24 protein-coding genes and 2 pseudogenes are annotated in these 22,403 nt (G+C 59.2%); 12 read left to right on the plus strand and 14 right to left on the minus strand.

The window, feature by feature from the left end:
• Nucleotides 1-472: pseudogene (locus tag WAO69_RS17165) on the minus strand (alpha-D-ribose 1-methylphosphonate 5-triphosphate diphosphatase); the annotation flags it as partial.
• The gene (locus tag WAO69_RS17170; protein ID WP_422181392.1) at nucleotides 472-1,233 is read right to left on the minus strand and encodes an esterase/lipase family protein; all 762 of its coding nucleotides are present in this window, start codon (nucleotides 1,231-1,233) and stop codon (nucleotides 472-474) included. The pseudogene WAO69_RS17165 and the gene WAO69_RS17170, both read right to left, overlap by 1 nt.
• Before the next feature lie 41 nt (nucleotides 1,234-1,274).
• Between WAO69_RS17170 and WAO69_RS17175 the strand changes: the two are divergent.
• Nucleotides 1,275-1,733, plus strand: a pseudogene (locus tag WAO69_RS17175) (NUDIX domain-containing protein).
• Here WAO69_RS17175 and WAO69_RS17180 read toward each other — a convergent pair.
• From WAO69_RS17180 to WAO69_RS17195, 4 genes are all read right to left on the minus strand, one after another.
• Nucleotides 1,703-2,548 carry a DMT family transporter gene (locus tag WAO69_RS17180; protein ID WP_422181394.1) on the minus strand — a complete coding sequence of 282 codons (846 nt, stop codon included), beginning with the start codon at nucleotides 2,546-2,548 and terminating at the stop codon, nucleotides 1,703-1,705. The pseudogene WAO69_RS17175 and the gene WAO69_RS17180 sit on opposite strands and share 31 nt — an antisense overlap.
• Before the next feature lie 241 nt (nucleotides 2,549-2,789).
• Nucleotides 2,790-4,433, minus strand: a complete 1,644-nt coding sequence (groL, locus tag WAO69_RS17185) for a chaperonin GroEL (protein WP_422181396.1) — start codon at nucleotides 4,431-4,433, stop codon at nucleotides 2,790-2,792.
• Nucleotides 4,434-4,486: 53 nt separating this feature from the next.
• Entirely contained in the window at nucleotides 4,487-4,798 is a 312-nt protein-coding gene (locus WAO69_RS17190; RefSeq protein ID WP_422181398.1) for a co-chaperone GroES, read from the minus strand.
• Between the two features lie 216 nt (nucleotides 4,799-5,014).
• Entirely contained in the window at nucleotides 5,015-5,683 is a 669-nt protein-coding gene (locus WAO69_RS17195; protein ID WP_422181400.1) for a DUF2161 domain-containing phosphodiesterase, read from the minus strand.
• 101 nt (nucleotides 5,684-5,784) lie between these two features.
• On the opposite strand from WAO69_RS17195, the gene WAO69_RS17200 reads away from it, so the two are divergent.
• The 7 genes from WAO69_RS17200 (at nucleotide 5,785) to WAO69_RS17230 (ending at nucleotide 11,837) form a co-directional block, all read left to right on the plus strand.
• Nucleotides 5,785-6,786: a TraB/GumN family protein gene (locus WAO69_RS17200; RefSeq protein ID WP_422181402.1), complete on the plus strand. Its 1,002-nt coding sequence runs from the start codon at nucleotides 5,785-5,787 to the stop codon at nucleotides 6,784-6,786.
• Between the two features lie 93 nt (nucleotides 6,787-6,879).
• Complete coding sequence (locus WAO69_RS17205; RefSeq protein ID WP_422181404.1) at nucleotides 6,880-7,800, plus strand: manganese-dependent inorganic pyrophosphatase; 921 nt, start codon at nucleotides 6,880-6,882, stop codon at nucleotides 7,798-7,800.
• 136 nt (nucleotides 7,801-7,936) lie between these two features.
• On the plus strand, nucleotides 7,937-8,809 hold the full coding sequence (locus tag WAO69_RS17210) for a TIGR01459 family HAD-type hydrolase (RefSeq protein WP_422181406.1): 873 nt from the start codon (nucleotides 7,937-7,939) through the stop codon (nucleotides 8,807-8,809).
• Nucleotides 8,810-8,910: 101 nt separating this feature from the next.
• Nucleotides 8,911-9,354 (plus strand): MaoC family dehydratase, encoded by a 444-nt coding sequence (locus tag WAO69_RS17215; protein ID WP_422181408.1) that lies wholly within the window; start codon nucleotides 8,911-8,913, stop codon nucleotides 9,352-9,354.
• 48 nt (nucleotides 9,355-9,402) lie between these two features.
• Nucleotides 9,403-10,335, plus strand: a complete 933-nt coding sequence (locus WAO69_RS17220) for a bifunctional riboflavin kinase/FAD synthetase (protein WP_422181410.1) — start codon at nucleotides 9,403-9,405, stop codon at nucleotides 10,333-10,335.
• Nucleotides 10,332-10,802 (plus strand): YcgN family cysteine cluster protein, encoded by a 471-nt coding sequence (locus tag WAO69_RS17225; protein ID WP_422181412.1) that lies wholly within the window; start codon nucleotides 10,332-10,334, stop codon nucleotides 10,800-10,802. Before WAO69_RS17220 ends, WAO69_RS17225 begins: the two co-directional genes overlap by 4 nt.
• The gene (locus tag WAO69_RS17230; RefSeq protein ID WP_422181414.1) at nucleotides 10,803-11,837 is read left to right on the plus strand and encodes a threonine aldolase family protein; all 1,035 of its coding nucleotides are present in this window, start codon (nucleotides 10,803-10,805) and stop codon (nucleotides 11,835-11,837) included.
• 119 nt (nucleotides 11,838-11,956) lie between these two features.
• On the opposite strand, the gene WAO69_RS17235 is transcribed toward WAO69_RS17230, so the two are convergent.
• Both WAO69_RS17235 and WAO69_RS17240 read right to left on the minus strand, forming a co-directional pair.
• Nucleotides 11,957-12,766: an alpha/beta fold hydrolase gene (locus WAO69_RS17235; protein ID WP_422181416.1), complete on the minus strand. Its 810-nt coding sequence runs from the start codon at nucleotides 12,764-12,766 to the stop codon at nucleotides 11,957-11,959.
• A 5-nt stretch (nucleotides 12,767-12,771) separates the two neighbouring features.
• Nucleotides 12,772-13,374: a 2-hydroxychromene-2-carboxylate isomerase gene (locus tag WAO69_RS17240; RefSeq protein WP_422181418.1), complete on the minus strand. Its 603-nt coding sequence runs from the start codon at nucleotides 13,372-13,374 to the stop codon at nucleotides 12,772-12,774.
• A gap of 110 nt (nucleotides 13,375-13,484) precedes the next feature.
• Here WAO69_RS17240 and WAO69_RS17245 point away from each other — a divergent pair, with 110 nt between their 5' ends.
• Complete coding sequence (locus WAO69_RS17245) at nucleotides 13,485-14,507, plus strand: ribose-phosphate pyrophosphokinase (RefSeq protein ID WP_422181420.1); 1,023 nt, start codon at nucleotides 13,485-13,487, stop codon at nucleotides 14,505-14,507.
• A gap of 109 nt (nucleotides 14,508-14,616) precedes the next feature.
• Here WAO69_RS17245 and WAO69_RS17250 read toward each other — a convergent pair whose 3' ends face one another.
• Nucleotides 14,617-14,967, minus strand: a complete 351-nt coding sequence (locus WAO69_RS17250; RefSeq protein WP_422181422.1) for an H-type lectin domain-containing protein — start codon at nucleotides 14,965-14,967, stop codon at nucleotides 14,617-14,619.
• 297 nt (nucleotides 14,968-15,264) lie between these two features.
• Here WAO69_RS17250 and WAO69_RS17255 point away from each other — a divergent pair, with 297 nt between their 5' ends.
• The 3 genes from WAO69_RS17255 (at nucleotide 15,265) to WAO69_RS17265 (ending at nucleotide 17,402) form a co-directional block, all read left to right on the plus strand.
• Nucleotides 15,265-15,600, plus strand: a complete 336-nt coding sequence (locus WAO69_RS17255; RefSeq protein WP_422181424.1) for a hypothetical protein — start codon at nucleotides 15,265-15,267, stop codon at nucleotides 15,598-15,600.
• 114 nt (nucleotides 15,601-15,714) lie between these two features.
• A complete protein-coding gene (locus WAO69_RS17260; RefSeq protein WP_422181426.1) occupies nucleotides 15,715-16,968 on the plus strand; it encodes a sulfite oxidase in 1,254 nt (417 codons plus the stop codon).
• A gap of 74 nt (nucleotides 16,969-17,042) precedes the next feature.
• Nucleotides 17,043-17,402 carry an aldehyde dehydrogenase gene (locus tag WAO69_RS17265; protein ID WP_422181428.1) on the plus strand — a complete coding sequence of 120 codons (360 nt, stop codon included), beginning with the start codon at nucleotides 17,043-17,045 and terminating at the stop codon, nucleotides 17,400-17,402.
• 64 nt (nucleotides 17,403-17,466) lie between these two features.
• On the opposite strand, the gene WAO69_RS17270 is transcribed toward WAO69_RS17265, so the two are convergent.
• From WAO69_RS17270 to WAO69_RS17290, 5 genes are read right to left on the minus strand one after another with little or no spacing between them, the layout of a single operon-like run.
• On the minus strand, nucleotides 17,467-17,880 hold the full coding sequence (locus tag WAO69_RS17270) for a F0F1 ATP synthase subunit epsilon (RefSeq protein ID WP_422181430.1): 414 nt from the start codon (nucleotides 17,878-17,880) through the stop codon (nucleotides 17,467-17,469).
• Between the two features lie 12 nt (nucleotides 17,881-17,892).
• A complete protein-coding gene (gene atpD / locus WAO69_RS17275; RefSeq protein WP_422181432.1) occupies nucleotides 17,893-19,317 on the minus strand; it encodes a F0F1 ATP synthase subunit beta in 1,425 nt (474 codons plus the stop codon).
• A gap of 20 nt (nucleotides 19,318-19,337) precedes the next feature.
• Entirely contained in the window at nucleotides 19,338-20,216 is an 879-nt protein-coding gene (locus WAO69_RS17280; RefSeq protein ID WP_422181434.1) for a F0F1 ATP synthase subunit gamma, read from the minus strand.
• 12 nt (nucleotides 20,217-20,228) lie between these two features.
• Nucleotides 20,229-21,767 carry a F0F1 ATP synthase subunit alpha gene (gene atpA, locus WAO69_RS17285; RefSeq protein WP_422181436.1) on the minus strand — a complete coding sequence of 513 codons (1,539 nt, stop codon included), beginning with the start codon at nucleotides 21,765-21,767 and terminating at the stop codon, nucleotides 20,229-20,231.
• Nucleotides 21,768-22,328 carry a F0F1 ATP synthase subunit delta gene (locus tag WAO69_RS17290; RefSeq protein ID WP_422181438.1) on the minus strand — a complete coding sequence of 187 codons (561 nt, stop codon included), beginning with the start codon at nucleotides 22,326-22,328 and terminating at the stop codon, nucleotides 21,768-21,770.
• Between the last annotated feature and the right edge of the window lie 75 nt (nucleotides 22,329-22,403).

Raw genomic sequence — 22,403 nt, forward strand, 5'->3', positions numbered from 1 at the left:
CCACATAGCTCACCCCCCATCGCTTGAGCTTGGCAGGCAGATCGGCAAACTCATCCAGCATATGGGTTTCAAACCGCAGCTGGCCATGCAGGTCAGTAACCAGAGAAGCGCGTGTCTCGGCCAGCGCGCTCAGAACGCTATCGGCAAACTCGGGACCACGCAGCCCCCCTTCCCAGCTATAGAACTGGGCCAGAACGGCCGTGGTGATCCCGTTTGACGCGAATTCCGCCTCGGCGGCAACCAACCCTTCACTGCGCTCCTTCATGGCACCGCGCCGTGGTGCAAGATGACGCTCAAAGCCGTCGCCATGAATGTCAACGATACCGGGCAGGACCAGAAAGCCGGACAGGTCCACCTGTTTGGGCATCTGCCTGTCGACGATCTGCCCCTCTGCCAGATGCAAGGGAGCAGTACTCAAACCATCCGGGCGCAACACCTCGGCACCGCAAAAACTCAACGAGAGAGCTGCCATTACTCGGTCTCGTCCGGGCAGTCTTCACCGGAACAATCGGGAAGAATCGTGCCGAACACCGCCTCCATCCAGGTGATGTCCGGATCAAACCGCCCTGTTTCAAGGAAATAGAGCGTTTCGGCGATCACACGCGGGCTGTTCATCATGAATGTATGCGTGACCGGCAGAACCATATGCGCGGTCATGCCATCGACTTTGGTTTCCTCGACCGCCACCTTGCCGTCATCCGGCCCGTTGATCATGTTGGAAAAGATCGGGTTCAGAGATTGATCCCCGGCAATCACTCCGACCGGGTAATCCACCGGCGGAAGACGGCGTGGCAAACTGGAGGGACCGGTTCCGATCTGACGTCCGGCCGGACCGTTTATCCAACCAAACACCTCCAGATCGCCGAACTCATCCACCAATTGGCTGCCCTGGTTCGGGGGCCCAAGCATAACCACGCGGCCCAGATTGGCGGGGCGATCCCGCACCAGCCAGTAGCGCACAAGAATGCCCCCCATGGAATGGGTCACGAAATGGACTGTCGTGTCTCCGCATTGGGCCACCGCTTTGGGCAAGGTATCGTCCACCAGCAACTGAATGGGCGCTTCGGTCGATGAATACCCCGGCCGCACCACCTGATAGCCGCGCTGCTCCAGAACCTCTTCCATGACAGCGAACGACGCCTGGGTACGCGCCAGCCCGTGCAGCAAGATCACGCAGTCAGCGCGCGCCGCCGTCGCAAGACACAAAACAACAAGAGCCAGAACATATCTCATGGCGTTGAAATACGTGCGCTGGCGCGATTACTAAAGGGGACATTGCAAAGAGGTACAGAAAAGTGAAACCCCGAGTGGCTGTCCGCGCAGTTTTGCTGCACAACGACCGTCTTTTGCTGGTCAATGCTTGGGCCGATCCGAAACACACCTTGTGGTGCGCGCCGGGAGGTGGCGTTGAGGCAGGCCAATCCCTGCCTGACAATCTGCGCCGCGAAGTGATGGAAGAGACAGGTCTGACGATCCAGGTCGATGCGCCCTGTCTCGTGAATGAATTTCACAATCCCGATAACGGCTTTCACCAGATCGAAGTGTTTTTCCGCTGCAGGCTTCTTGCCGGCTAAATCAGCCCGGATTGGGAAGACCCCGAAAAGATCGTGACAAAGCGCCGTTGGTTCACACGCGACGAAGTCGCGCTAACCTGGCTCAAGCCGTCCCGGCTGCCGGACGTGGCCTGGGGATCGGGGTTTGATTATGATCCGCTGGAGCGCATCGTTTTCTGACCCTGCGCGACCGACAGAGCCACACCGCCCAACACCAGTATCGTTGCCATGATGAAGGTGAACGTCACCGGTTCACCCAGAAGGACCAACCCGCCCACCATTGCGATGACGGGCACGGTCAGTTGGGCCACGGCCGCAACCGATGCCGCCAACTGTGGCAGGACGCGGTACCACAGCGCATAGCCAAGCCCCGAGGTCACGGCCCCCGAGACACAGGCGAGCAGCAGCGCGTCGGGTGCGGCTTGTGTGAAGCTCTCAACGCCCATGATCAGGACCAGAGCCACCCCGAACGGTGCCGCCATCACGAAATTTGCCGCCGTTGCCCTCAGGGGATCGGACGCCCCTCGCCCCAACAGCGAATAGATACCCCAGCCTATTCCGGCCAGCATCATGAAGCCGGCATGCGACGGGCTAACTGCGGTCGCGTGCCCTGGCCAGAGCAGCCAGACAAGACCCAGCCCTGCGATGCCCGCTCCAAGCCAGCGTTGCAGCGGCGGGCGCTCGCCTCCAAGCAAAGCCCCGGAAAACATCGTGATCTGCACCATCCCGAACAGGATCAGCGCCCCGATGCCTGCATCCAGCACGACATAGGCAAAGGAAAAACCGAAGATGTAGGTAAAAAGGGCCAGTGCCGCGCGCCAGTCTCCGGCACCGCGAAGGCTGGTGCCGCGCGCCACGACAAGACCCCAGAGCATCACACCACCGGCCAAGAGCCGCACTGCGCCAAAGCTGGCGGGATCAATGCCACCATCCACCAGCGCCATGCGGTTCAGCACCGAATTCGCCGCGAAGGCAACCATTGTCAGAGTGGTCAATAAAAACAGCCTCATGGGCTGCAGCAGTAGCCTGCGTGAATGGAGACAGCCAGTCACAAAGACTTGGGCATCGGCACCGCGAACCTTCCCGAGGTGTTTTCAATCCGACAGACGCCGGCGTGGTGATCCTCGGCGAAACGGAAAAGGGCCGCCCCATGGGCGACCCTTCTGATCTTGTGATGGGCTGGCACCTGGCAGGTGCCGCGCGCCACTCGATCTCTTTCGCAAACGAAAGAAGATCTTACATCATGCCGCCCATGCCGCCCATGCCGCCCATGTCGGGCATGCCGCCTGCGCCTTCTTTCGAAGGTTTGTCGGCAACCATGGCTTCGGTGGTGATCAGCAAACCAGCGATCGAAGCTGCGTCCTGCAGAGCAGTGCGCACAACTTTGGCAGGGTCGATCACGCCGAACTTGAACATGTCACCATATTCTTCGGTCTGAGCGTTGAAGCCGAAGGATGGATCGTTGCTTTCGCGGATTTTGCCCGCGACAACCGAACCGTCCACACCTGCGTTTTCAGCGATCTGACGCAGAGGCGCTTCAAGCGCCCGGCGAACGATCGAGATACCGACGTTCTGGTCGTTGTTGTCACCGGTCAGGCCTTCGAGGGTCTTGCCAGCCTGAACCAGAGCCACACCACCACCGACGACGATGCCTTCCTGAACGGCCGCACGGGTCGCGTTCAGCGCGTCATCAACACGGTCTTTACGCTCTTTCACTTCGATTTCGGTCATGCCGCCAACGCGGATGACAGCAACACCGCCTGCCAGTTTGGCAACACGTTCCTGAAGCTTTTCACGGTCGTAGTCGGACGTGGTTTCTTCGATCTGGTTGCGGATCTGGGCCACGCGGGCTTCGATCTCGGCCTTCGCGCCAGCACCGTCAACGATTGTGGTCTCGTCTTTGGTGATCGAGACTTTCTTGGCGGAACCCAGCATGTCCATGGTCACGGACTCAAGCTTCATGCCCAGGTCTTCCGAGATGACCTGGCCACCGGTCAGGATCGCGAGATCCTGCAGCATCGCTTTGCGGCGATCACCAAAACCAGGTGCCTTGACCGCTGCGATTTTCAGACCGCCACGCAGTTTGTTCACAACCAGTGTCGCCAGCGCTTCGCCTTCGACGTCCTCTGCAATGATCAACAGAGGTTTTTGCGATTGGATCACTTGCTCGAGCAGCGGAACCATCGGCTGAAGGCTCGACAGTTTCTTTTCGTGCAGCAGGATGATCGCGTCTTCCAGTTCGACGGTCATCTTGTCGGCATTGGTCACGAAATAGGGGCTGAGGTAGCCACGATCGAACTGCATACCTTCAACGACGTCGGTCTCTGTTTCCAGACCCTTGTTTTCTTCGACGGTGATAACACCTTCGTTGCCGACTTTTTGCATCGCGTCAGCGATCTGGCGGCCGATTTCCGATTCACCGTTGGCCGAGATGGTGCCGACCTGGGCAACTTCGGCGCTGTCGGACACGTCACGCGCAGCAGCTTTGATGGCTTCTACGACTTTGATGGTGGCCAGATCGATACCGCGCTTGAGGTCCATCGGGTTCATGCCAGCGGCAACCGATTTCATGCCTTCGCGCACGATGGCCTGAGCCAGCACGGTTGCGGTTGTTGTACCGTCACCGGCTTCGTCATTGGTGCGCTGGGCCACTTCTTTGACCATTTGCGCGCCCATGTTTTCGAACTTGTCTTCCAGTTCGATTTCCTTGGCAACCGATACACCGTCTTTGGTGATGCGCGGCGCGCCAAAGGATTTGTCCAGAACCACGTTGCGGCCTTTGGGGCCCAAAGTGACTTTGACCGCATCGGCAAGGATGTTCACACCCTTGAGCATCCGGTTGCGGGCATCGGTGTCGAATTTGACGTCTTTAGCAGCCATATTCGTAATCTCCGTTTATAAATGTTTCGCGTGTCTCAGATGATCCGGGGCGTTCAGGCAGCTTTTGCAGCCGCTGCAGCCTCGATGATTCCGAGAATGTCGCTTTCTTTCATGATCAGCAGTTCTTCGCCGTCGATGGTGACCTCGGTGCCCGACCATTTGCCGAACAGGATCTTGTCGCCTACTGCGACTGCCATTTCGATCAGCTCACCGCTGTCTTTGCGCGCACCTTCGCCACAGGCAACAACGATGCCTTCAGCGGGTTTTTCTTTTGCGCTGTCAGGGATGATCAGTCCGCCTGAGGTTTTTTCTTCGCTTTCCACACGGCGCACCAGCACCCGGTCATGAAGTGGTTTGAATGCCATCTTTGCAGCTCCTTAAGGCTCAAAGTTTTCTCCCTAAGGGCCGGTGTCTCACAGGCCCTTATTAGCACTCACGATGATCGAGTGCTAACGACGTGCAGATAGGCAGGTCGCGCAGCGCTGTCAACATCTTGCTTTGAAGATTTTTTCCAAACAGGTGCATGTTCACCTGCACGCAGGAACCAGATGGCATGACGGCACAGGGCGATCAAAACCTGCTCAGTCTTCCCAGCTATAGGCCCAGTGCTTCAGGCCTTCGCTCCCGCCAGGCGTCACCCCATAGACACCCGTGGCAATGCGGTCAAACCATCCATAGTGATTGGACGCCATCAGCCGCGTGGCCCCTGCCACGCCGGTTGCGGCGGCGACCTGCGCGCCCTTGCTGGGGCCATGTTCCGCCAGATATGCCGCGCAGCGCAAAGCGTCCTGGCGATAGGCGGTCACGATGCCATGACGCGTTGCCCCACCTGCATTCGGATCCCCCGCCAAGCGATCAAACTCCCGCAAGAGCCGCCCCTGTTTCTTGCGGGATTTGCGCGGCGCATATGGGCCGGGATCGCAATGCACATCGGCCACTCCGTTTCTGGCAACCATGATCAGACCCAGACCCAAACGCCGGCACAATGCGGTGTTGTCGCGAATGGCGCGTCGCGCAGCCTTTCCCGTCGGCTTTGGAACCGCGATGTAAACCAGATCGCTGACCGCCATCCGCGCCACCGCCTGATGATAGAGCGACAGCGAAAAGCGCAGTTTCAGCTCGACAAGCACAGGCGGATCATCACCGCGCACAGCCATCACATCAGCTGCGCCGACTTCACCCTTCACGTCATAGCCTTGCCGCGTCAGAAGCGCTTTGACGGGGGGATAGAGATCGCTTTCCCGGTCCATGACGCAGGTTAGAAACCATCGCTGCGGCATTCAAGCCGCGAGCTTGTATGGATCGACCCCGGGCTCTACCTTTAGGGCTGACCCAAGGAAGGCAGTTGCTCATGACACGCTGGATACTCTCGATCACCTTCAGCCTGTTGGCATCGACCGTACAGGCCGGATTTTGCGCCGGCACTGATTTGCGCCACACTCTCAGCGCCGATGAAACCGCACAGATCGCGCGAGCGCTGGAAGAGACACCGTTTTCGCGCGGCAATCATTGGATTGCGCGCAAGGGTGATCAAACGGTGCATGTCATCGGCACCATGCATCTGGATGATCCGCGTTGGGGCCCGGTCATGGACAGGCTTGCCCCCATCGTGGAAAGCGCCGAGATCCTGTTTGTCGAGATGACCGAGCAAGAACAAGCCGCCATGCAAACCGTGCTGGCCGAGCAGCCCGAGAAAGTCTTTATCACCCAAGGCCCCACCCTGCCCGAGATTTTGCCCGAAGATGACTGGCAGCGCCTGTCACAGGCAATGTCCGAGCGCGGTATACCCGGCTTTGTCGCAGCCAAAATGCAGCCCTGGATGCAGACATTGACGCTGGCCATGCCCGCCTGCGCCATAGCCAATCCCGAACTGGCCAAGGCCGGGCTTGATTTGCGCTTGATGAACGTGGCCGACAATGCCGGTGTTCCGGTGCAATCGCTGGAAGGTTTTGAAGAACTCTTTGCGCTGATCGCGGGCGGTTCGGTGGAAGAACAGCTCAAGATGCTGATGGCCTCCCTGCCCTTTGCCGATGATAGCGAGGATCAGCTTGCGACCACCGCCGGTTTCTATTTCGACGAAGACACTGCCGCCGCCTGGGAATTTGCCCGCATCATGTCCTATCGCCGCTCGGATCTGCCGGCCGAAGAGATCGAGGACTTGCTGGACGAGTTCAAGACGAAACTGCTCGACACACGCAACCTTGCCTGGATGGAGCCAATCCTGAGCGCCCGCGAAAACCGGATCGTGATTGCTGTCGGCGCGCTGCATCTGATGGGCGACACCGGCGTTCTTAACCAGTTGCGACTGGCGGGATACACACTTGAGCGCGCAGCCTTTGCCGCTGCGCCCTGATCCTTCGTCGCACTGCAGCATTTGGGCGGGTGACAAGCGTGCAACGCGCTCCTATAAGGCGCGCAAATCGCCCGTAACAAGGAACCGAGCATCATGACCATTCAGGTTTTTGGCCATAAATCGCCCGACACAGACAGCACAGGATCCCCGATCATCTGGGCCTGGTATCTCAACGAGATCAAAGGCGAGCCAGCCGAGGCCGTTCTGTTGGGCGAGCCCAACACCGAAGCGGCCTTCATGCTGGAAAAATGGGATCTGCCCAAGCCGCGCATCATCGACGGTGTGGCCGAGGATCAACCCGTAGTGATCGTGGACACCAACAACCCGGCCGAGTTGCCTGACGGGATAAACGCGGCCGATATCCGCGCGATCATCGACCACCACAAGCTGGTCGGCGGGCTGGAAACCAAAGGCCCCATCGACATCCGCATCGAGCCGCTGGCCTGTACCGCGACGATCATGTGGAAAATGATCGGCAAGGACATGGCGCAGGCACCCGCCTGGGTCAAAGGCGCGATGCTGTCCTGTATCCTGAGCGATACTCTGGAATTCCGCTCGCCCACCACGACACAGGAAGATACCGCCATCGCGCATGGCTTGGCCAAGGAACTGGGCGTGGATATTGCGACCTATGCCGCCGAGCTGTTTGCCGCGAAATCCGATGTATCCCGGTTTTCTGACGCCGAATTGCTGCGCATGGATTCCAAGGAATATGAAGTCGGCGGCAAGCAGTTCCGCGTCAGCGTGCTGGAAACCACATCGCCCGGCATCGTACTGGATCGCAAGGACAGCCTGATGGCGACAATGCCCTCTGTGGCCCAGGAAGATGGCGCGGATCAGGTGCTTCTGTTCGTGGTCGATATCCTGAAGGAGGAAGCGACGCTGCTTGTTCCCAACGATCTGGTGAAAACCGTGGCCGAGAAGAGCTTTGGCGCAACCGTAACCGGAGACACGGTCGTGCTGCCCGGCGTAATGAGCCGCAAAAAGCAGATCATCCCGAATCTGAAGGTCTGAAACCGCGTATCCGGGCAGGCTTGGGCCCCGGGTTTCAGTCAAGCTCTGTGCGACAGATTCCCGGCTTAGGGCTGGCGAATTCAGGCAAGCTTGTTCATAGAACCGGGGACAACCGTTTTGTTAAAGGCAACGCCCCATGACCCAGATCATCCTCGCCCTCTCCGAGATTTCCGACCGCTATGAGGCGATGTTCGTCGATCTCTGGGGATGTGTTCATGACGGTGTCAAGGCGCTCCCCGAGGCGGTCGCGGCGCTGCAGGCCTATCGGCGTGCAGGCGGCATTGTTGTTCTCGTGACCAATTCACCGCGCGCACGTGCCGGTGTGGAAAAACAACTCGATCATTTCGGCGTGCCCAAAGACGCCTGGGACAGTATCGCCACCAGCGGAGACAGCGCCCGGGCCGCCATGTATCGCGGTGTTGTCGGCCAGAAAGTCTGGTTTATCGGAGAAGACCGCGACACCCGCTTCTTCGATCCCCTCAGCATTATCGACAACCCGGTCGAGATCGCTCAGGTCGACCTGAAGGAAGCCGATGGTATCGTGTGCACCGGACCCTTCGATCCGCTGGCCGATCCCGACACAATGCGCCCGCAGTTCCTTTATGCCAAGCAAAAGGGACTGAAACTGCTTTGTGCGAACCCCGATATCGTGGTCGACCGGGGCGAGACGCGCGAGTGGTGTGCCGGGGCCCTGGCGCGGCTTTACACCGAGATGGGCGGCGAAAGCCTCTATTTCGGCAAGCCGCACCCGCCGATCTATGATCTGGCGCGGCGCAGGCTGGCTGCCATCAAACCTGCAATCCCGGATCAGGCGATTCTGGCCATCGGAGATGGCATCCACACCGACATTCAGGGCGCGATGGGAGAGGATATCGATTCTCTGTTCATCTCGGGCGGGCTGGCAGCGACCGAGACCGGGACCTCTGATCACCCCGATCCCGATGCGCTAAAGGATTATATCCAAAGGGAAATGTCCAACCCCACTTTCACGATAGGGAAACTACGATAACGATTTTCCCCTTGCGTTTCTGCGCTCGCAAAGCAATAAACTTTCCGAAATGGACGTTCGATCTAACTAATTATTACTTTGCGAACTGAATTGGAGGGCACATGCTGGACAATCTGCCACGCGGCACGATCTGTATCGAAGACATCGAAATGGGCATGTCCCGTCATCTGCACAAAACAGTGACCGATGAAGATATCGAAATGTTTGCCCAGATTTCGACAGACCGTAACCCGGTGCATCTGGACGACGACTATGCCCGCGACACGATCTTCGAGGGCCGCATCGCTCATGGAATGCTGACCGCCGGGCTGATCTCGGCCGTCATCGGCGAACAGCTGCCCGGCCATGGCACCGTCTACATGGGCCAGTCGCTGAAATTCCTCGCACCCGTCCGCCCCGGCGACATGGTTTATGCCGAGGTCAAAGTGATCGACATCGATTTTTCCAAACGCCGGGTCAAGCTTGATTGCCACTGTGCCGTTGACGGAAAGAAAGTGCTGATCGGAGAAGCCACGGTTCTTGCACCCAGCCGCAAGTTCGACTGATCCACAGCCCTCTTGCACCCCGCGCCGCAGGCGGCTACCCCTGCGCTTATGCGGATCATCCGAGACTTTCAGTATATCGACCAGAATGATCGCGGTGCCGTGGCCGCGATCGGCAATTTCGATGGCGTTCATCTGGGCCATCAGTCCGTTATTGATCTGGCGCGAAAGGCAGCGCCCGATGCTCCTCTGGGGGTGCTGACCTTTGAACCACACCCCCGTGAATACTTTGCCCCGGACGCGCCGCCCTTTCGCCTGATGAGCTGCGATGCCCGTGCTTCGCGCCTGGAAAAACTGGGCGTTGATCTTCTGTTCGAGCTGAATTTCAATGCCAATCTGGCCTCCCTCACACCAGAGGGGTTTGCCCGGACCGTCATCTGCAACGGCCTCGGGCTGTGTCATGTCGTGGTCGGATCAGATTTCTGCTTTGGCAAAGGCCGCGCCGGAACAGCGGCAGATCTTCAGCGCTTTGGGGCCGAGATGGGCTTTGGCGTTACAATTGCCGACCTGCTCGAGCGCGCAGATGCCACGGTCTCCTCGACCGCAATCCGCACTGCACTGAGCGAAGGACGCCCCCGCGACGCTGCAGCCATGCTGGGTCACTGGCATCGCATCGAAGGCCCGGTGATCGGAGGCGAGCAGCGCGGGCGTGAACTGGGGTATCCAACCGCCAATATGTCCATCGACGGGCTGCACCCGCCCGCCTTTGGCGTCTATGCGGTGCTGGTCGATGTGAAAGATGGCCCCCACAAGGGCAGCTATCATGGTGCCGCCTCCATGGGCGTGCGCCCCATGTTTGGCGAAAACCGCCCAAATCTCGAAACCTTCCTGTTTGATTTCTCGGGCGACCTTTACGGCGCGACCCTGTCGGTCGCTCTGGTCGAATATCTTCGCCCCGAAGAAACCTTTGACGGGCTTGATGCCCTGATCACGCAAATGGATGCCGACTGCGCCCGCGCACGCCAGCTTCTGTCCGCCACATGAGCGATCCCATCGACCGCCACGGCCTTGGCCGACGCTTTTGGGAACGCAAGGCCCTGGACAAGCTTTCTGCCGCAGAATGGGAGGCGCTGTGCGATGGCTGCGGCAAGTGCTGCATGAACAAGCTTGAAGACGAAGATACCCATGAAATCGCCCTGACCAATGTGGCCTGCCGTCTCTTTGACGACACAAGCTGCCGCTGCGCTCAATATGACATCCGCCACCAATTCATTCCCGACTGCATTGTTCTGCGCCCCGGCAACATCGAAGAACATCTTTATTGGATGCCTGACACCTGCGCCTATCGCCTCGTATACGAGGGGCGGGCGCTGTTTGACTGGCATCCGCTGATTTCGGGAACCCCGGACACAGTGCACAAGGCCGGCGTGTCGATGCAGCATGCCACCGTGCCGGAATTCGAAATCCCGGAGGATGACTGGGAAGACTACATCATCGAGGAGCCCCTATAAATGTTCTTTGCTTCCGACAATTCCGGCCCTGTTCACCCCGAAGTTCTGGACCTGATGGCCCAGAGCAACACGGGCTTTGCCATGGCCTATGGTGCCGATCCAATGATGGACGAAGTCCGCACACGCCTGCGCGATGTCTTCGAAGCACCCGAGGCTTCGATACATCTGGTCGCCACAGGCACCGCAGCGAACTCGCTGGCGCTGGCGACCCTGTGTCAGCCCTATGAAACGGTGTTTTGCTCGCCCGTCGCGCATATCCACGAGGATGAGTGCAACGCGCCCGAGTTCTACACGGGCGGAGCCAAGCTCACGCTGGTGGCGGGCGGGGACAAGATGACCCCCGAAGCCCTCAGCGCCTCCATTGCTGGTGAAGGCGTGCGCGGTGTGCACGGACCACAGCGCGGACCTGTCTCGATCACGCAGGTCACCGAAAGGGGCTCGGTCTACACGTTGAATGAGCTTCGCGATTTGTGCTCCGTTGCCAAAGGCTATGATCTTCCCGTCCATCTGGATGGCGCGCGATTTGCAAATGCGATGGTCGTGCTGGGCTGTACCCCGGCCGAAATGACATGGAAAGCGGGGGTCGACGCGGTAAGCTTTGGCGGCACCAAGAACGGTCTGATGGGTGTCGAAGCGGTGATCTTTTTCGACCCGGCCCATGCATGGGAATTCGAGCTGCGCCGCAAGCGCGGTGCGCATCTGTTTTCCAAACATCGCTACCTTTCGGCACAAATGGCGGGCTATCTGCGCGATGATCTCTGGATTCGCTCGGCACGCGCGGCCAATGCAAATGCGGCACGGCTGGCAGATGGCTTGCGGGCAAAGGGCGCGGAATTCCTGCATCACCCCGATGCAAACATGATCTTCGTTGCCTTTCCCCGATTCCGGCATCAGGCGCTGTTTGCCAAAGGTGCAATGTACAATCTCTGGGGCGGCAAACTTGAGGGTGACCCGGATGAGATGCTGGCCTGCCGACTGGTATGCGACTGGTCGATCAGCCACGATCAGATCGACGCCTTTCTGGACATGATCTGAGCGGCCCCTGGCCAAGAAACACCATGTGATCTCCTGATCACACCGGCCTTGCATCTTCTTCTTGCTGCCAAATACCGGCAGGGAGTTTGAGGGACTGGTCCCTCAAGATCACGCAAACCTCATGGTACTGTCTGTGCAAAAAGGTGGCGCAGATGATCGGCCGTTTGCGCGACATGCGTGAGGGGCAGCATATGCCCTGCCCCCTCGACGACCATGCTTGTCGCATTTGGCAAACGCCGCGCAAGACCGTCATTGATCACGCCGATCACCGGGTGCGTGTGCGCACCGCGCAAAAGCTGGGTTGGTGCTGTAAGGCGATCCATTGCACCGGGCTTGAGAAGTTCGGCCCGATCCTCATAGATCGCCGGACTGCAGGCAGGGACAACATGGATCGCGCGGGTCATCGCGGCGCGGGTCTGTTCGGGCAGATCCGCCCAGCGCGGCCCGTTGCTCCACATCCGGTTGAACAGACGCGCGGCCTGTTCGCTCTCTCCCTGGCGGTACATCTCGAAAAATGCGGCAGCGTCGGCATCATGAAGCGCCACCTGATCCGGTGCGTCCTGCAACGCAACGGCAAAGAACACCGGTTCGATCAACGTCAGTGAGCGCACAAGCTCTGGCCGTTCCATCGCGACTCGCAACGCGATGGTTGCGCCGAAAGAATGACCCAACAGATCCATGGGTCGATCCAGAATGCCGTGGGCTGCTGCAGCGCCTGCATCCTGATAATCCCCGTCCGCCTCGGACCAGTCAGCGCTTCTTCCGTGACTTGGCATGTCAAAGGCGTGCAGCGTCACCTCGTCCCCCATGGCTTTGGCAAGACCGCGCCATGCTCCGGAATGGGCCAGCGTGCAGTGAATGGCCAGCACGTCACGCGATCCCTGCCCCAATGTTGTGCGGTAAATACCGGCGAGGTCTGCGTCTTTCACAAGTGTCAGCCTTTCAGGGTTGCGAGATGCGCCTCCAGATCCTCAAGCCGATCCTGACCCCAGAAGCGCTGGTCATCTTCGGTGATATAGAACGGCGCGCCGAACACACCACGTTCCGCTGCGTCCTCCAGATTGCGCGCATAGGTTTCCGCCCCCTGCAAAAGCCCGCTATCCGCCAGACCGGCCTCAAAGCCTGCCTGTGTGAGGCAGTCGCGAATGACATCATCCTGCGCGATGTCCTTCTCTTCGGCCCAGCACGCGCGGGTGAAGGCCTGGACCAGCGCACCAAGGTCGCCGCCTCCGGCATTTTGTGCGGCGATAAAGGCATAGGAAGACGGTGCCGGATTGGTCGGCCAATGGGCCGGATGCAGATTGAAGGGCATGTTCTGCTTGCTTGCCTGGCGCACCAATTCCTGAGCGCGATACGCCTGCCGCGCCGGGTGGCGATCCTTGGGCGCGACACCGCCGGTGCGCGTGAACAACGTGAGCAGATCCAGCGGTTTATAGGTGATGGTCGCGCCGTGCCGGGCGGCAATCTCTTCCAGACGGGTACCGGCAAGATAGGTATAGGGCGAAACTGTCGCAAAATAGTAATCGATCTGGGTCATCTTCTTGCCTTTCCCGGAGTGAAACTTTCCGGCACGGTAGAGCCGTGTTAAGCGGTGTCAACGTCACGAATCTGTCACACGCCTGTGCAGCCACCCGGGGATCTCTCAACATGCCACAACTCAATGAACCCAAGCTGATTTCTGGGAACGCAAACCGACCGTTGGCCGAAGCCATCGCCCGCCGCATGAGCATGCATCGCGGTGTGAATGTCGGATTGGTCGATGCGCGGGTCGAGAGATTCAACGATGGCGAGATTTTCGTCGAGGTTTTCGAGAATGTGCGTGGCGAGGACATGTTCATCATCCAGCCCACGTCGAACCCCGCAAATGACAACCTCATGGAACTGGTGATCATGTGCGATGCGCTGCGTCGATCATCGGCAAGCCGCATCACAGCAGTCATCCCGTATTTTGGCTATGCCCGCCAGGATCGTCGCACAAAGGCCCGGACCCCGATCACCGCCAAACTGGTGGCCAACATGATGGTCAGCGCGGGCGTCGAACGAGTGTTGACCATGGATCTGCATGCCGCGCAGATTCAGGGGTTCTTCGATATTCCGGTGGACAACCTCTATGCATCGCCGATTTTTGCACTGGATATCGCGGACACGTTCCGCGACCGCATGGGCGAATTGATGGTGGTCTCGCCCGATGTCGGCGGAGTGGCACGCGCGCGCGAACTGGCAAAACGGATCAACGCACCGCTTGCCATCGTGGACAAACGCCGGGAAAAACCCGGTGAGGTCGCGGAAATGACGGTGATCGGGGATGTTACCGGCAAGATCTGTCTGATCGTAGACGACATCTGCGACACCGCTGGCACCCTGTGCAAAGCCGCTGAAGTTCTTTTGGAAAACGGAGCGAAAGAGGTTCACTCCTACATCAGCCATGGCGTGATGAGCGGTCCTGCGGTTGAGCGTGTTACCAAATCGGTGATGAAATCCCTTGTGATCACCGATTCAATCCAACCGTCGGCAACGATTCTTTCTGCACCCAACATTCGCGTCGTACCCACTGCACCTATCTTCGCACAGGCCATTCTGAACATCTGGCATGGCACGAGCGTGTCCTCTCTGTTCGAAGCGGAAACGCTGACGCCGATCTATGAAAGCCTTTATTCACAAAAGAAGTGAACAAGGCCGACCGCCCGCACCAGGTCAAGAGGTATCTGTGAAGCCGTGTAGGGTCGGCGGAGCTGAACAGCGCAGGGAGTTTGCGCGCCTGCACGCGCGATGAGCGACGTCAGTATAGTTCCCATTCCTCATCGTCCGACATTTCTCCGATGGCCATCCAGGCGACGCGGATTCGGGCCACACGGCTGTCTTCCCAAGTGCGGAACACGATGCTGAACCCGGTTTCCGTGATATCACGGGTTCCGACATCCGCCCTGATGGACGGGCCAGTGGCCAGATCCAGAAGTGACATGGCACAGTGGACAACCGGCAAATTGCGATAGGCCTGGGAAAAGGTCACAGGCAAAACGCGCTCGCGCTCTCCGGTGCCGGTCCACATCTCACCGTCGTTCTCGTAATCCGAGAACAGCATCAGTTCGCCCTGATCAATCCCAATCAAATGGCTGGCTACTCGTTTCATGGTCTGTGTCTGTCCGGTTTGCCTGTTTTGGAAACGCTAGCACACAATTTGGGCAGAAATCAGGTTTGATGGAAGCACTTTGGCAATTTTTGCGCATGCGCCATCATATTGTTGTGTGTTTGACCACTCTGATCCCATGAGAGGGTCAGACCATCTGTCAGGTGATGGCGCTTTACGACGCGTGGTTAATTTGCTCGATTGGAGCATCAGCAAAAGGATGATCAGATGAAAACCTTCGCTTTGCTCTTGGCCCTCCTTCCAGTCTCCGCGTCCTCCGCTGGCTTTGCATTTTCAGCGGTGAACCGATTTCCCGTCGCCGAGATCGGAAATGCGACCTTCGAGGTGATTGCGCGCGGCGGACGTGTCGGAGCGCGCGATTACTGGTGCGCGGCGGGCGACTACGGCATTTCACTTGGCATCCCGTCAAGCAGGCGCATGTATCTGGTGGCCGCAGAGGGCCTGAGCCAGGCAAGCCCCGGGGGAAAGGCCGTGCGGTTCACCTTTGATCCGGATGCGGCGGGCGTGACCCCGATACAGCCCCAGGTCTCACTTTCCGTAAAGGTTCCAGGCGACAACATGACCCTTGCCGCGGCCCGGCAGTTTTGTATCGGCACGGGTCTTTTCTTTTTCTGACCGCGCAGGCCGTACAATGGAAAAGCTTGCAATCATGCATTTCGGATTTGGAGTTTATCTCCAAAACGAACGGTTGCTCGAACAACGAATGTCTTTTTTTGGGAGGAGAACGACATGACTGACCACAATCAACCTGAACATGACGATACCGCGAACGCCATCGACACACCCGATCGGGAGGACCGCCGGCGTTTTCTGCGCGGCGCGGGCGTTGCCACCGTTGCCGGTCTGGCAATTCCCTTTGCGTCCAATCTGCCCGCAGGTTTCGTGCCTGCAGCCTTTGCTGACGAAAATCCGCTGGGCGACAAGGATGGGCTGACCCTTCTGGGCGACCGTCCGGTGAACGCCGAGACACCCGCACATCTGCTGGATGACGCGATCACACCGACCGAGCGCCACTTCATCCGCAACAACGGGCTGTTGCCCGACAACATGGAGGCCGATGGCTGGACTCTGACGGTTGACGGGTTCGTCGACAATCCGATGACCCTGTCGATTGCCGATCTGCGCAGCAATTTCGAGGTGATCACCCGCGCGCTGCATATCGAATGCGGCGGCAACGGCCGTGCGGCCTTCGATCCCCCGGCGCGCGGCAACCAGTGGACGGTCGGGGCCGTCGCCTGTTCGGAATGGACCGGCGTGCGCCTCAAGGATGTGCTGGAGGCTGCGGGCGTGCAGGCCGCTGCGGTCTATACCGGCCATATCGGCGCAGATATCCACCTGTCGGGCGATCCCGACAAGCAGCCCCTGTCGCGCGGCATCCCGATCGAAAAGGCGCTGGATGATGACGTGATGATCGCCTTCGAGATGAATGGCGGACCGCTGCACCCGATGAACGGCGCGCCCTTGCGGCTTGTCGTGCCCGGCTGGCCGGGATCGTGTTCGCAGAAATGGCTTACACGGATCTGGGTGCGTGACGTGGTCCATGACGGCGAGAAGATGGGCGGACAATCCTATCGCGTGCCCGCCTATCCCGTGGCACCCGGCACCGATGTGCCCAACGAGGACATGGTGATCATGGGGCCGATGCCGGTGAAATCCATCGTGACCTTCCCCGAGAACGGCGCGGCGACCGGACTGGCCACCGATGTGCGCGGCCATGCCTGGGTGGGTGACCGGACCATCGAAACGCTTGAGATCTCGATTGATTTCGGCGCGACCTGGACCCAGGCGGAACTGGATGCGCCGGTCAACAAGGGGGCCTGGCAGAACTGGCGTAGCTCGGTGACATTCCCGATGGCGGGATATTACGAGATCTGGGCCCGCGCCACCGACAGCGAAGGCGTATCCCAGCCCCATGCCATTGCCTGGAACCCGCGTGGGTACAACAACAACTCGATGCACCGCGTCGGCGTGATGGCGGGCTGACCTGCACGGCAATGCGAACCGGGCGCGCGGCCTCGCGCCGCCGCGCCCGGAACATGTGATCGGAGAGACGACGAATGACCAAGACAAGGGCCACCCGCCATGCGGCCTTGGCACTGGCCGCACTGCTTACCGCAGGGGCCGTATGGGCCGAAATCACGGTAACGGACGATCAGGGCCGCACCGAGGTGATCTATGACGTGGGCGTGCTGCACCCGATGCCGGGAGCGCAGTTGACCTACGACTTCTGCACTGCCTGCCATTCCGAGATGATCATCGCACAGCAGGGCCAGACCCGCGAGGGCTGGGACGAGATCCTGGTCTGGATGGTCGATGAGATGGGCATGGGCGAGCTGTACGAGGAAGACCGGGAGATGATCCTGGACTATCTGGCAACCTATTACAGCCCGGACCGGCCGCATTTCCCCCAGAATTGACGGCACTGTCAGCCCTACGAAAAAAGGCCCCCGAGGGGGCCTTTTCACATGCGTATTCAGGCGCTCAAAGCGAGATATGCGTGCCCAGGGCTTCCATATCCGCCAGCAGTTTGACAGCGTCATCCACAAAGGTATGTGCTTCGTCCGAGGCTTTCGCTGCGTCAACGGCGGCACGCGCTTCAGAAATCATCGCGTCAAGCTCGGCCCGGGTCATCTCTGCGACAGGCACGGCTTTTTCGGCCAGAACCGAAATACCGTTTGCCCCGATTTCGGCAAAACCGCCGAACACGACATATTCCGATGTCGCACCCGGGGCCTGCACCTTGAGAAGACCGGGACGCAGCGTGGTGATCAGCGGTGCATGATCAGGCATCGCCGTCATGTCGCCGTCCGCGCCGGGAATCTGGACCGCATTCACCTCGAGCGAAGCAAGGCTCCGCTCGGGGCTGACAAGGTCGAACTGGATTGTATCTGCCATGAGGCTCGCTCCTTAGGCTGCGTCTGCAGCCATCCGTTGGGCTTTTGCGATCACTTCGTCGATACCGCCAACCATGTAGAAGGCACCCTCGGGAAGGTGATCGTATTCACCGGCCACAACCGCCTTGAACGATTTGATCGTTTCTTCCAGCGGGACCTGAACACCGTCAGAGCCTGTGAAGACTTTCGCAACGTCGAACGGCTGAGACAGGAAACGCTCGATCTTGCGCGCGCGTGCCACGGTCAGTTTGTCTTCTTCGCTGAGTTCGTCCATGCCGAGGATCGCGATGATGTCTTGCAGCGACTTGTAGCGCTGAAGCACCTGCTGCACATCCGTTGCCACCTTGTAGTGTTCCTCGCCGATGATCAGCGGGTCCAGCAGGCGCGAGGTCGAGCCCAGCGGATCCACAGCCGGATAGATGCCTTTTTCCGAGATCGCACGGTCGAGAACCGTTGTGGCGTCAAGGTGGGCAAACGAGGTTGCAGGTGCAGGGTCGGTCAAGTCATCCGCAGGCACGTAAACGGCCTGAACAGACGTGATCGAACCATTCTTGGTCGACGAGATCCGCTCCTGCATCGCGCCCATGTCTGTCGCCAGTGTTGGCTGATAGCCCACAGCGGATGGGATACGGCCCAAAAGGGCGGACACTTCCGAACCCGCCTGAGTGAAGCGGAAGATGTTGTCCACGAAGAACAACACGTCCGACCCGGTGTCATCGCGGAACTGTTCAGCCAGCGACAGACCGGTCAGGGCAACGCGCATCCGTGCACCCGGAGGTTCATTCATCTGGCCATAAACCAGTGCGATTTTCGATTCCGTCAGATTGTCTGGAACGATAACGCCGGATTCGATCATTTCGTAGTAAAGATCGTTGCCCTCACGGGTCCGCTCACCCACACCGGCAAACACGGACACACCCGAGTGCACCTTGGCGATGTTGTTAATCAGTTCCATGATGAGAACGGTCTTGCCCACACCCGCACCACCGAAAAGGCCGATCTTGCCGCCCTTGGTATAGGGGGCCAAAAGGTCGATAACCTTGATGCCGGTCGTCAGGATCTCGGTTGCAGTGGACTGTTGGTCAAACGCAGGTGCCTCGCCGTGGATAGCGCGGGTTTCTTCCGCGTTCACGGGGCCTTTTTCGTCAACCGGGTCGCCGGTCACGTTCAGAATGCGGCCCAGTGTGGCCTTGCCGACCGGCACCTGAATGGGGGCACCCGTATCGGTCACGACAGCACCGCGCACAAGGCCCTCGGTGGCGTCCATCGCGATGGTGCGCACAGTGTTTTCGCCAAGGTGCTGAGCCACTTCGAGAACCAGCGTCTTGCCCTGGTTATCCGTGGTGACCGCGTTCAGAATCTCGGGCAGATGATCCGCGAATTGCACGTCAACGACCGCGCCGATGACTTGGGTGATTTTGCCGACTGCTTTAGCCATGTCGTTTCTCCGGTTCTCTCTTACAGCGCTTCCGCGCCGGAAATAATTTCAATCAGCTCGTTTGTAATAACGGCCTGACGCGAACGGTTGTACTGGATCGTCAGCTTGTCGATCATCTCGCCTGCGTTGCGCGTCGCGTTGTCCATTGCGGACATTCGCGCGCCCTGCTCGGATGCGCCGTTTTCCAGCAGACCGGTAAAGATCTGCGTGGCCACGCCACGGGGAAGCAGGTCGGTGAGGATTGCCTCCTCATCCGGCTCGTAATCATACAGCGTCGAAGCGCCCTCGTCCTGGCCTGCGTCGTCAAACTTGGCCGGGATGATCTGCTGCGCCTTGGGATCTTGCGACACCACATTGATGAAGGTCGCAAAGAACAGCGTCGCGATGTCGAACTCGCCCGCATCAAAACGCGCCAGAACATCCTTGGCAATGCCTTGCGCATCGGCATAACCGATGCGTTTGACATCGCTCAGGTCCACGTGACCGACGAACATCTGCGCGAAATCGCGCTTGAGCTGGTCACGCCCTTTCTTGCCGACGGTGAGGATCTTGACCGTCTTGCCTTCGGCCAGCAGCATGGCTGCATGCGCTTTGGCTTTCTTGACGATGTTGGAGTTGAAGCCCCCGCAGAGGCCCCGCTCGGACGTCATCACCACCAGCAGATGCACCTTGTCGCTGCCGGTACCGGTCAGCAGTTTGGGCGCGCTGTCGCTGCCGCCAACCGATGCGGCCAGACCTGCCATCACCGCGTTGAAGCGATCCGCATAAGGACGCGCCTGTTCGGCAGCATCCTGTGCCCGCCGCAGTTTTGCGGCGGCCACCATTTGCATGGCCTTGGTGATCTTGCGGGTCGACTTGACCGACGCGATCCTGTTTTTCAGGTCCTTGAGATTTGGCATTGCCCGATCTCCTTATGCGAAGGTCGAGGCGAATTCGTCGAGCGCGGCTTTGACTTTGTCGGCGGCAGCATCCTTGATCTTGGGATCTTCGTTGGTGATCCACGCAAGAAGATCCTGATGCTTGCCCCGCAGATGCGACAGCAGACCAGCCTCATAGCGACCGACGTCCTTGACGGCGACCTTGTCGAGATAGCCATTCGTGCCGGCAAAGATGATGCAGACGATCTCGGCGTTTGTCAGCGGAGAATACTGAGCCTGCTTCATCAGCTCGGTCAGACGCGCGCCCCGGTTCAGCAGCTGCTGCGTAGCGGCATCAAGGTCCGAACCAAACTGGGCGAATGCCGCCATCTCACGATACTGAGCCAACGAGAGTTTCACAGGACCGGCCACAGAAGACATCGCCTTGGTTTGCGCCGACGATCCCACACGAGACACCGACAGACCGGTGTTCACCGCAGGGCGGATACCTTGATAGAACAGTTCGGTTTCAAGGAAGATCTGGCCGTCCGTGATCGAGATCACGTTGGTTGGAATAAAGGCCGACACGTCACCACCCTGGGTTTCGATGATCGGCAGAGCCGTCAGCGAACCCGAACCATTGTCTTCGTTCAGCTTGGCCGAACGTTCCAGCAAGCGGGAGTGAAGATAGAACACGTCACCAGGATAGGCTTCGCGGCCGGGTGGGCGACGCAAAAGCAGCGACATCTGGCGATAGGCAACAGCCTGCTTGGAAAGGTCATCATAGATGATCAGCGCATGGCGGCCATTGTCACGGAAATGCTCGGCCATCGCGGTCGCGGCGTAAGGTGCCAGGAACTGCATTGGTGCAGGTTCGGACGCGGTGGCGGCCACAACGATCGTATATTCGATCGCGCCGGATTCTTCCAGCTTCTTCACCAGCTGCGCCACGGTCGAGCGCTTCTGGCCGATCGCGACATAGATGCAATAGAGCTTCTTGCTCTCATCATCGCCAGCCGCAGCGTTGTAGGATTTCTGGTTCAGGATCGCATCCAGAGCCACGGCTGTCTTGCCGGTCTGGCGGTCACCGATGATCAGCTCACGCTGGCCACGGCCAATTGGGATCATCGCGTCTACGGATTTCAGACCAGTTGCCATCGGCTCATGCACCGATTTGCGCGGGATGATGCCAGGGGCTTTGACGTCGGCCACCGAACGGGTCGATGTCTCGATGGGGCCCTTGCCGTCCAGCGGGTTGCCCAGACCGTCCACGACGCGACCCAGCAGAGCATCACCTGTGGGAACGTCCACGATCGAGTTGGTGCGCTTGACGGTGTCACCTTCCTTGATGTCGCGGTCGGACCCGAAGATCACAACGCCGACGTTGTCGGATTCCAGGTTCAGGGCCATCCCCATGATACCGCCGGGGAATTCAACCATCTCACCCGCTTGCACGCTGTCGAGGCCGTACACACGTGCGATCCCGTCACCAACGCTGAGCACGCGGCCCACTTCGGCAACTTCGGCGTCCTTGCCAAAGTTCTTGATCTGGTCCTTCAGGATCGCAGAAATCTCTGCTGCTTGGATACCCATTTATCCGACCTCTTTCATTACATTCTGGAGGGAGTTGAGCTTGGCCGCGATCGAGGTGTCGATCATTTTCGAGCCCACTTTGACAACGAGACCGCCGATGATGCTTTCATCGACAGACGCTTTGATTGTGATGTTCTTGCCAAACTTGGTGGCGAGTGTTTTTGCCAGCTTGTCCGACTGTGCCTTGGTCAGAGCCTTGGCGCTCACGACATCGGCCGTGACTTCGCCGCGATGTTCGGCGATCTTGGCACGCAGAGCCTTGATCATCTGGGGAAGAACGAACAAGCGACGCTTGTCCGCCATCAGGCCCAGAACGTTCTGCATGGCCTGGCTGAGAGCCATTTTCTTTGCAACAGCCGCCATGGCAGCCTTTTGATCGGACCGTGCTATGACGGGCGACGAGATAAGTTCGCGTAGATCGGCACTCTCGTCGAGCGCGGCGGCCAAATCGTTCAGGCTTGCCTCAAGACCATCGAGGTCTTTGCTCTCAAGTGCGATTTCAAACATCGCGGTGGCATAGCGTTCCGCTATACCCTCGGAAATCGAAGCTGGTTCGGACACGTCCACCCTTTCGATTGTCTGGCCCCAACGGATGCGTCGGGGGCGTGTGAAACAGCCCGGGCGCAGACCCGGGCG

The organism is Aestuariivita sp. (assembly GCF_049276915.1).
Lineage (GTDB): Bacteria > Pseudomonadota > Alphaproteobacteria > Rhodobacterales > Rhodobacteraceae > Aestuariivita.

Bases quoted from the DNA above. Each gene is read 5' to 3' on its own strand.
- WAO69_RS17170 (WP_422181392.1), bottom strand. From the start codon at position 1,233: ATGAGATATGTTCTGGCTCTTGTTGTTTTGTGTCTTGCGACGGCGGCG.
- groL (WP_422181396.1), bottom strand. From the start codon at position 4,433: ATGGCTGCTAAAGACGTCAAATTCGACACCGATGCCCGCAACCGGATG.
- WAO69_RS17190 (WP_422181398.1), bottom strand. From the start codon at position 4,798: ATGGCATTCAAACCACTTCATGACCGGGTGCTGGTGCGCCGTGTGGAA.
- WAO69_RS17195 (WP_422181400.1), bottom strand. From the start codon at position 5,683: ATGGACCGGGAAAGCGATCTCTATCCCCCCGTCAAAGCGCTTCTGACG.
- WAO69_RS17200 (WP_422181402.1), top strand. From the start codon at position 5,785: ATGACACGCTGGATACTCTCGATCACCTTCAGCCTGTTGGCATCGACC.
- WAO69_RS17205 (WP_422181404.1), top strand. From the start codon at position 6,880: ATGACCATTCAGGTTTTTGGCCATAAATCGCCCGACACAGACAGCACA.
- WAO69_RS17210 (WP_422181406.1), top strand. From the start codon at position 7,937: ATGACCCAGATCATCCTCGCCCTCTCCGAGATTTCCGACCGCTATGAG.
- WAO69_RS17215 (WP_422181408.1), top strand. From the start codon at position 8,911: ATGCTGGACAATCTGCCACGCGGCACGATCTGTATCGAAGACATCGAA.
- WAO69_RS17220 (WP_422181410.1), top strand. From the start codon at position 9,403: ATGCGGATCATCCGAGACTTTCAGTATATCGACCAGAATGATCGCGGT.
- WAO69_RS17225 (WP_422181412.1), top strand. From the start codon at position 10,332: ATGAGCGATCCCATCGACCGCCACGGCCTTGGCCGACGCTTTTGGGAA.
- WAO69_RS17230 (WP_422181414.1), top strand. From the start codon at position 10,803: ATGTTCTTTGCTTCCGACAATTCCGGCCCTGTTCACCCCGAAGTTCTG.
- WAO69_RS17240 (WP_422181418.1), bottom strand. From the start codon at position 13,374: ATGACCCAGATCGATTACTATTTTGCGACAGTTTCGCCCTATACCTAT.
- WAO69_RS17245 (WP_422181420.1), top strand. From the start codon at position 13,485: ATGCCACAACTCAATGAACCCAAGCTGATTTCTGGGAACGCAAACCGA.
- WAO69_RS17250 (WP_422181422.1), bottom strand. From the start codon at position 14,967: ATGAAACGAGTAGCCAGCCATTTGATTGGGATTGATCAGGGCGAACTG.
- WAO69_RS17260 (WP_422181426.1), top strand. From the start codon at position 15,715: ATGACTGACCACAATCAACCTGAACATGACGATACCGCGAACGCCATC.
- WAO69_RS17265 (WP_422181428.1), top strand. From the start codon at position 17,043: ATGACCAAGACAAGGGCCACCCGCCATGCGGCCTTGGCACTGGCCGCA.
- WAO69_RS17270 (WP_422181430.1), bottom strand. From the start codon at position 17,880: ATGGCAGATACAATCCAGTTCGACCTTGTCAGCCCCGAGCGGAGCCTT.
- atpD (WP_422181432.1), bottom strand. From the start codon at position 19,317: ATGGCTAAAGCAGTCGGCAAAATCACCCAAGTCATCGGCGCGGTCGTT.
- WAO69_RS17280 (WP_422181434.1), bottom strand. From the start codon at position 20,216: ATGCCAAATCTCAAGGACCTGAAAAACAGGATCGCGTCGGTCAAGTCG.
- atpA (WP_422181436.1), bottom strand. From the start codon at position 21,767: ATGGGTATCCAAGCAGCAGAGATTTCTGCGATCCTGAAGGACCAGATC.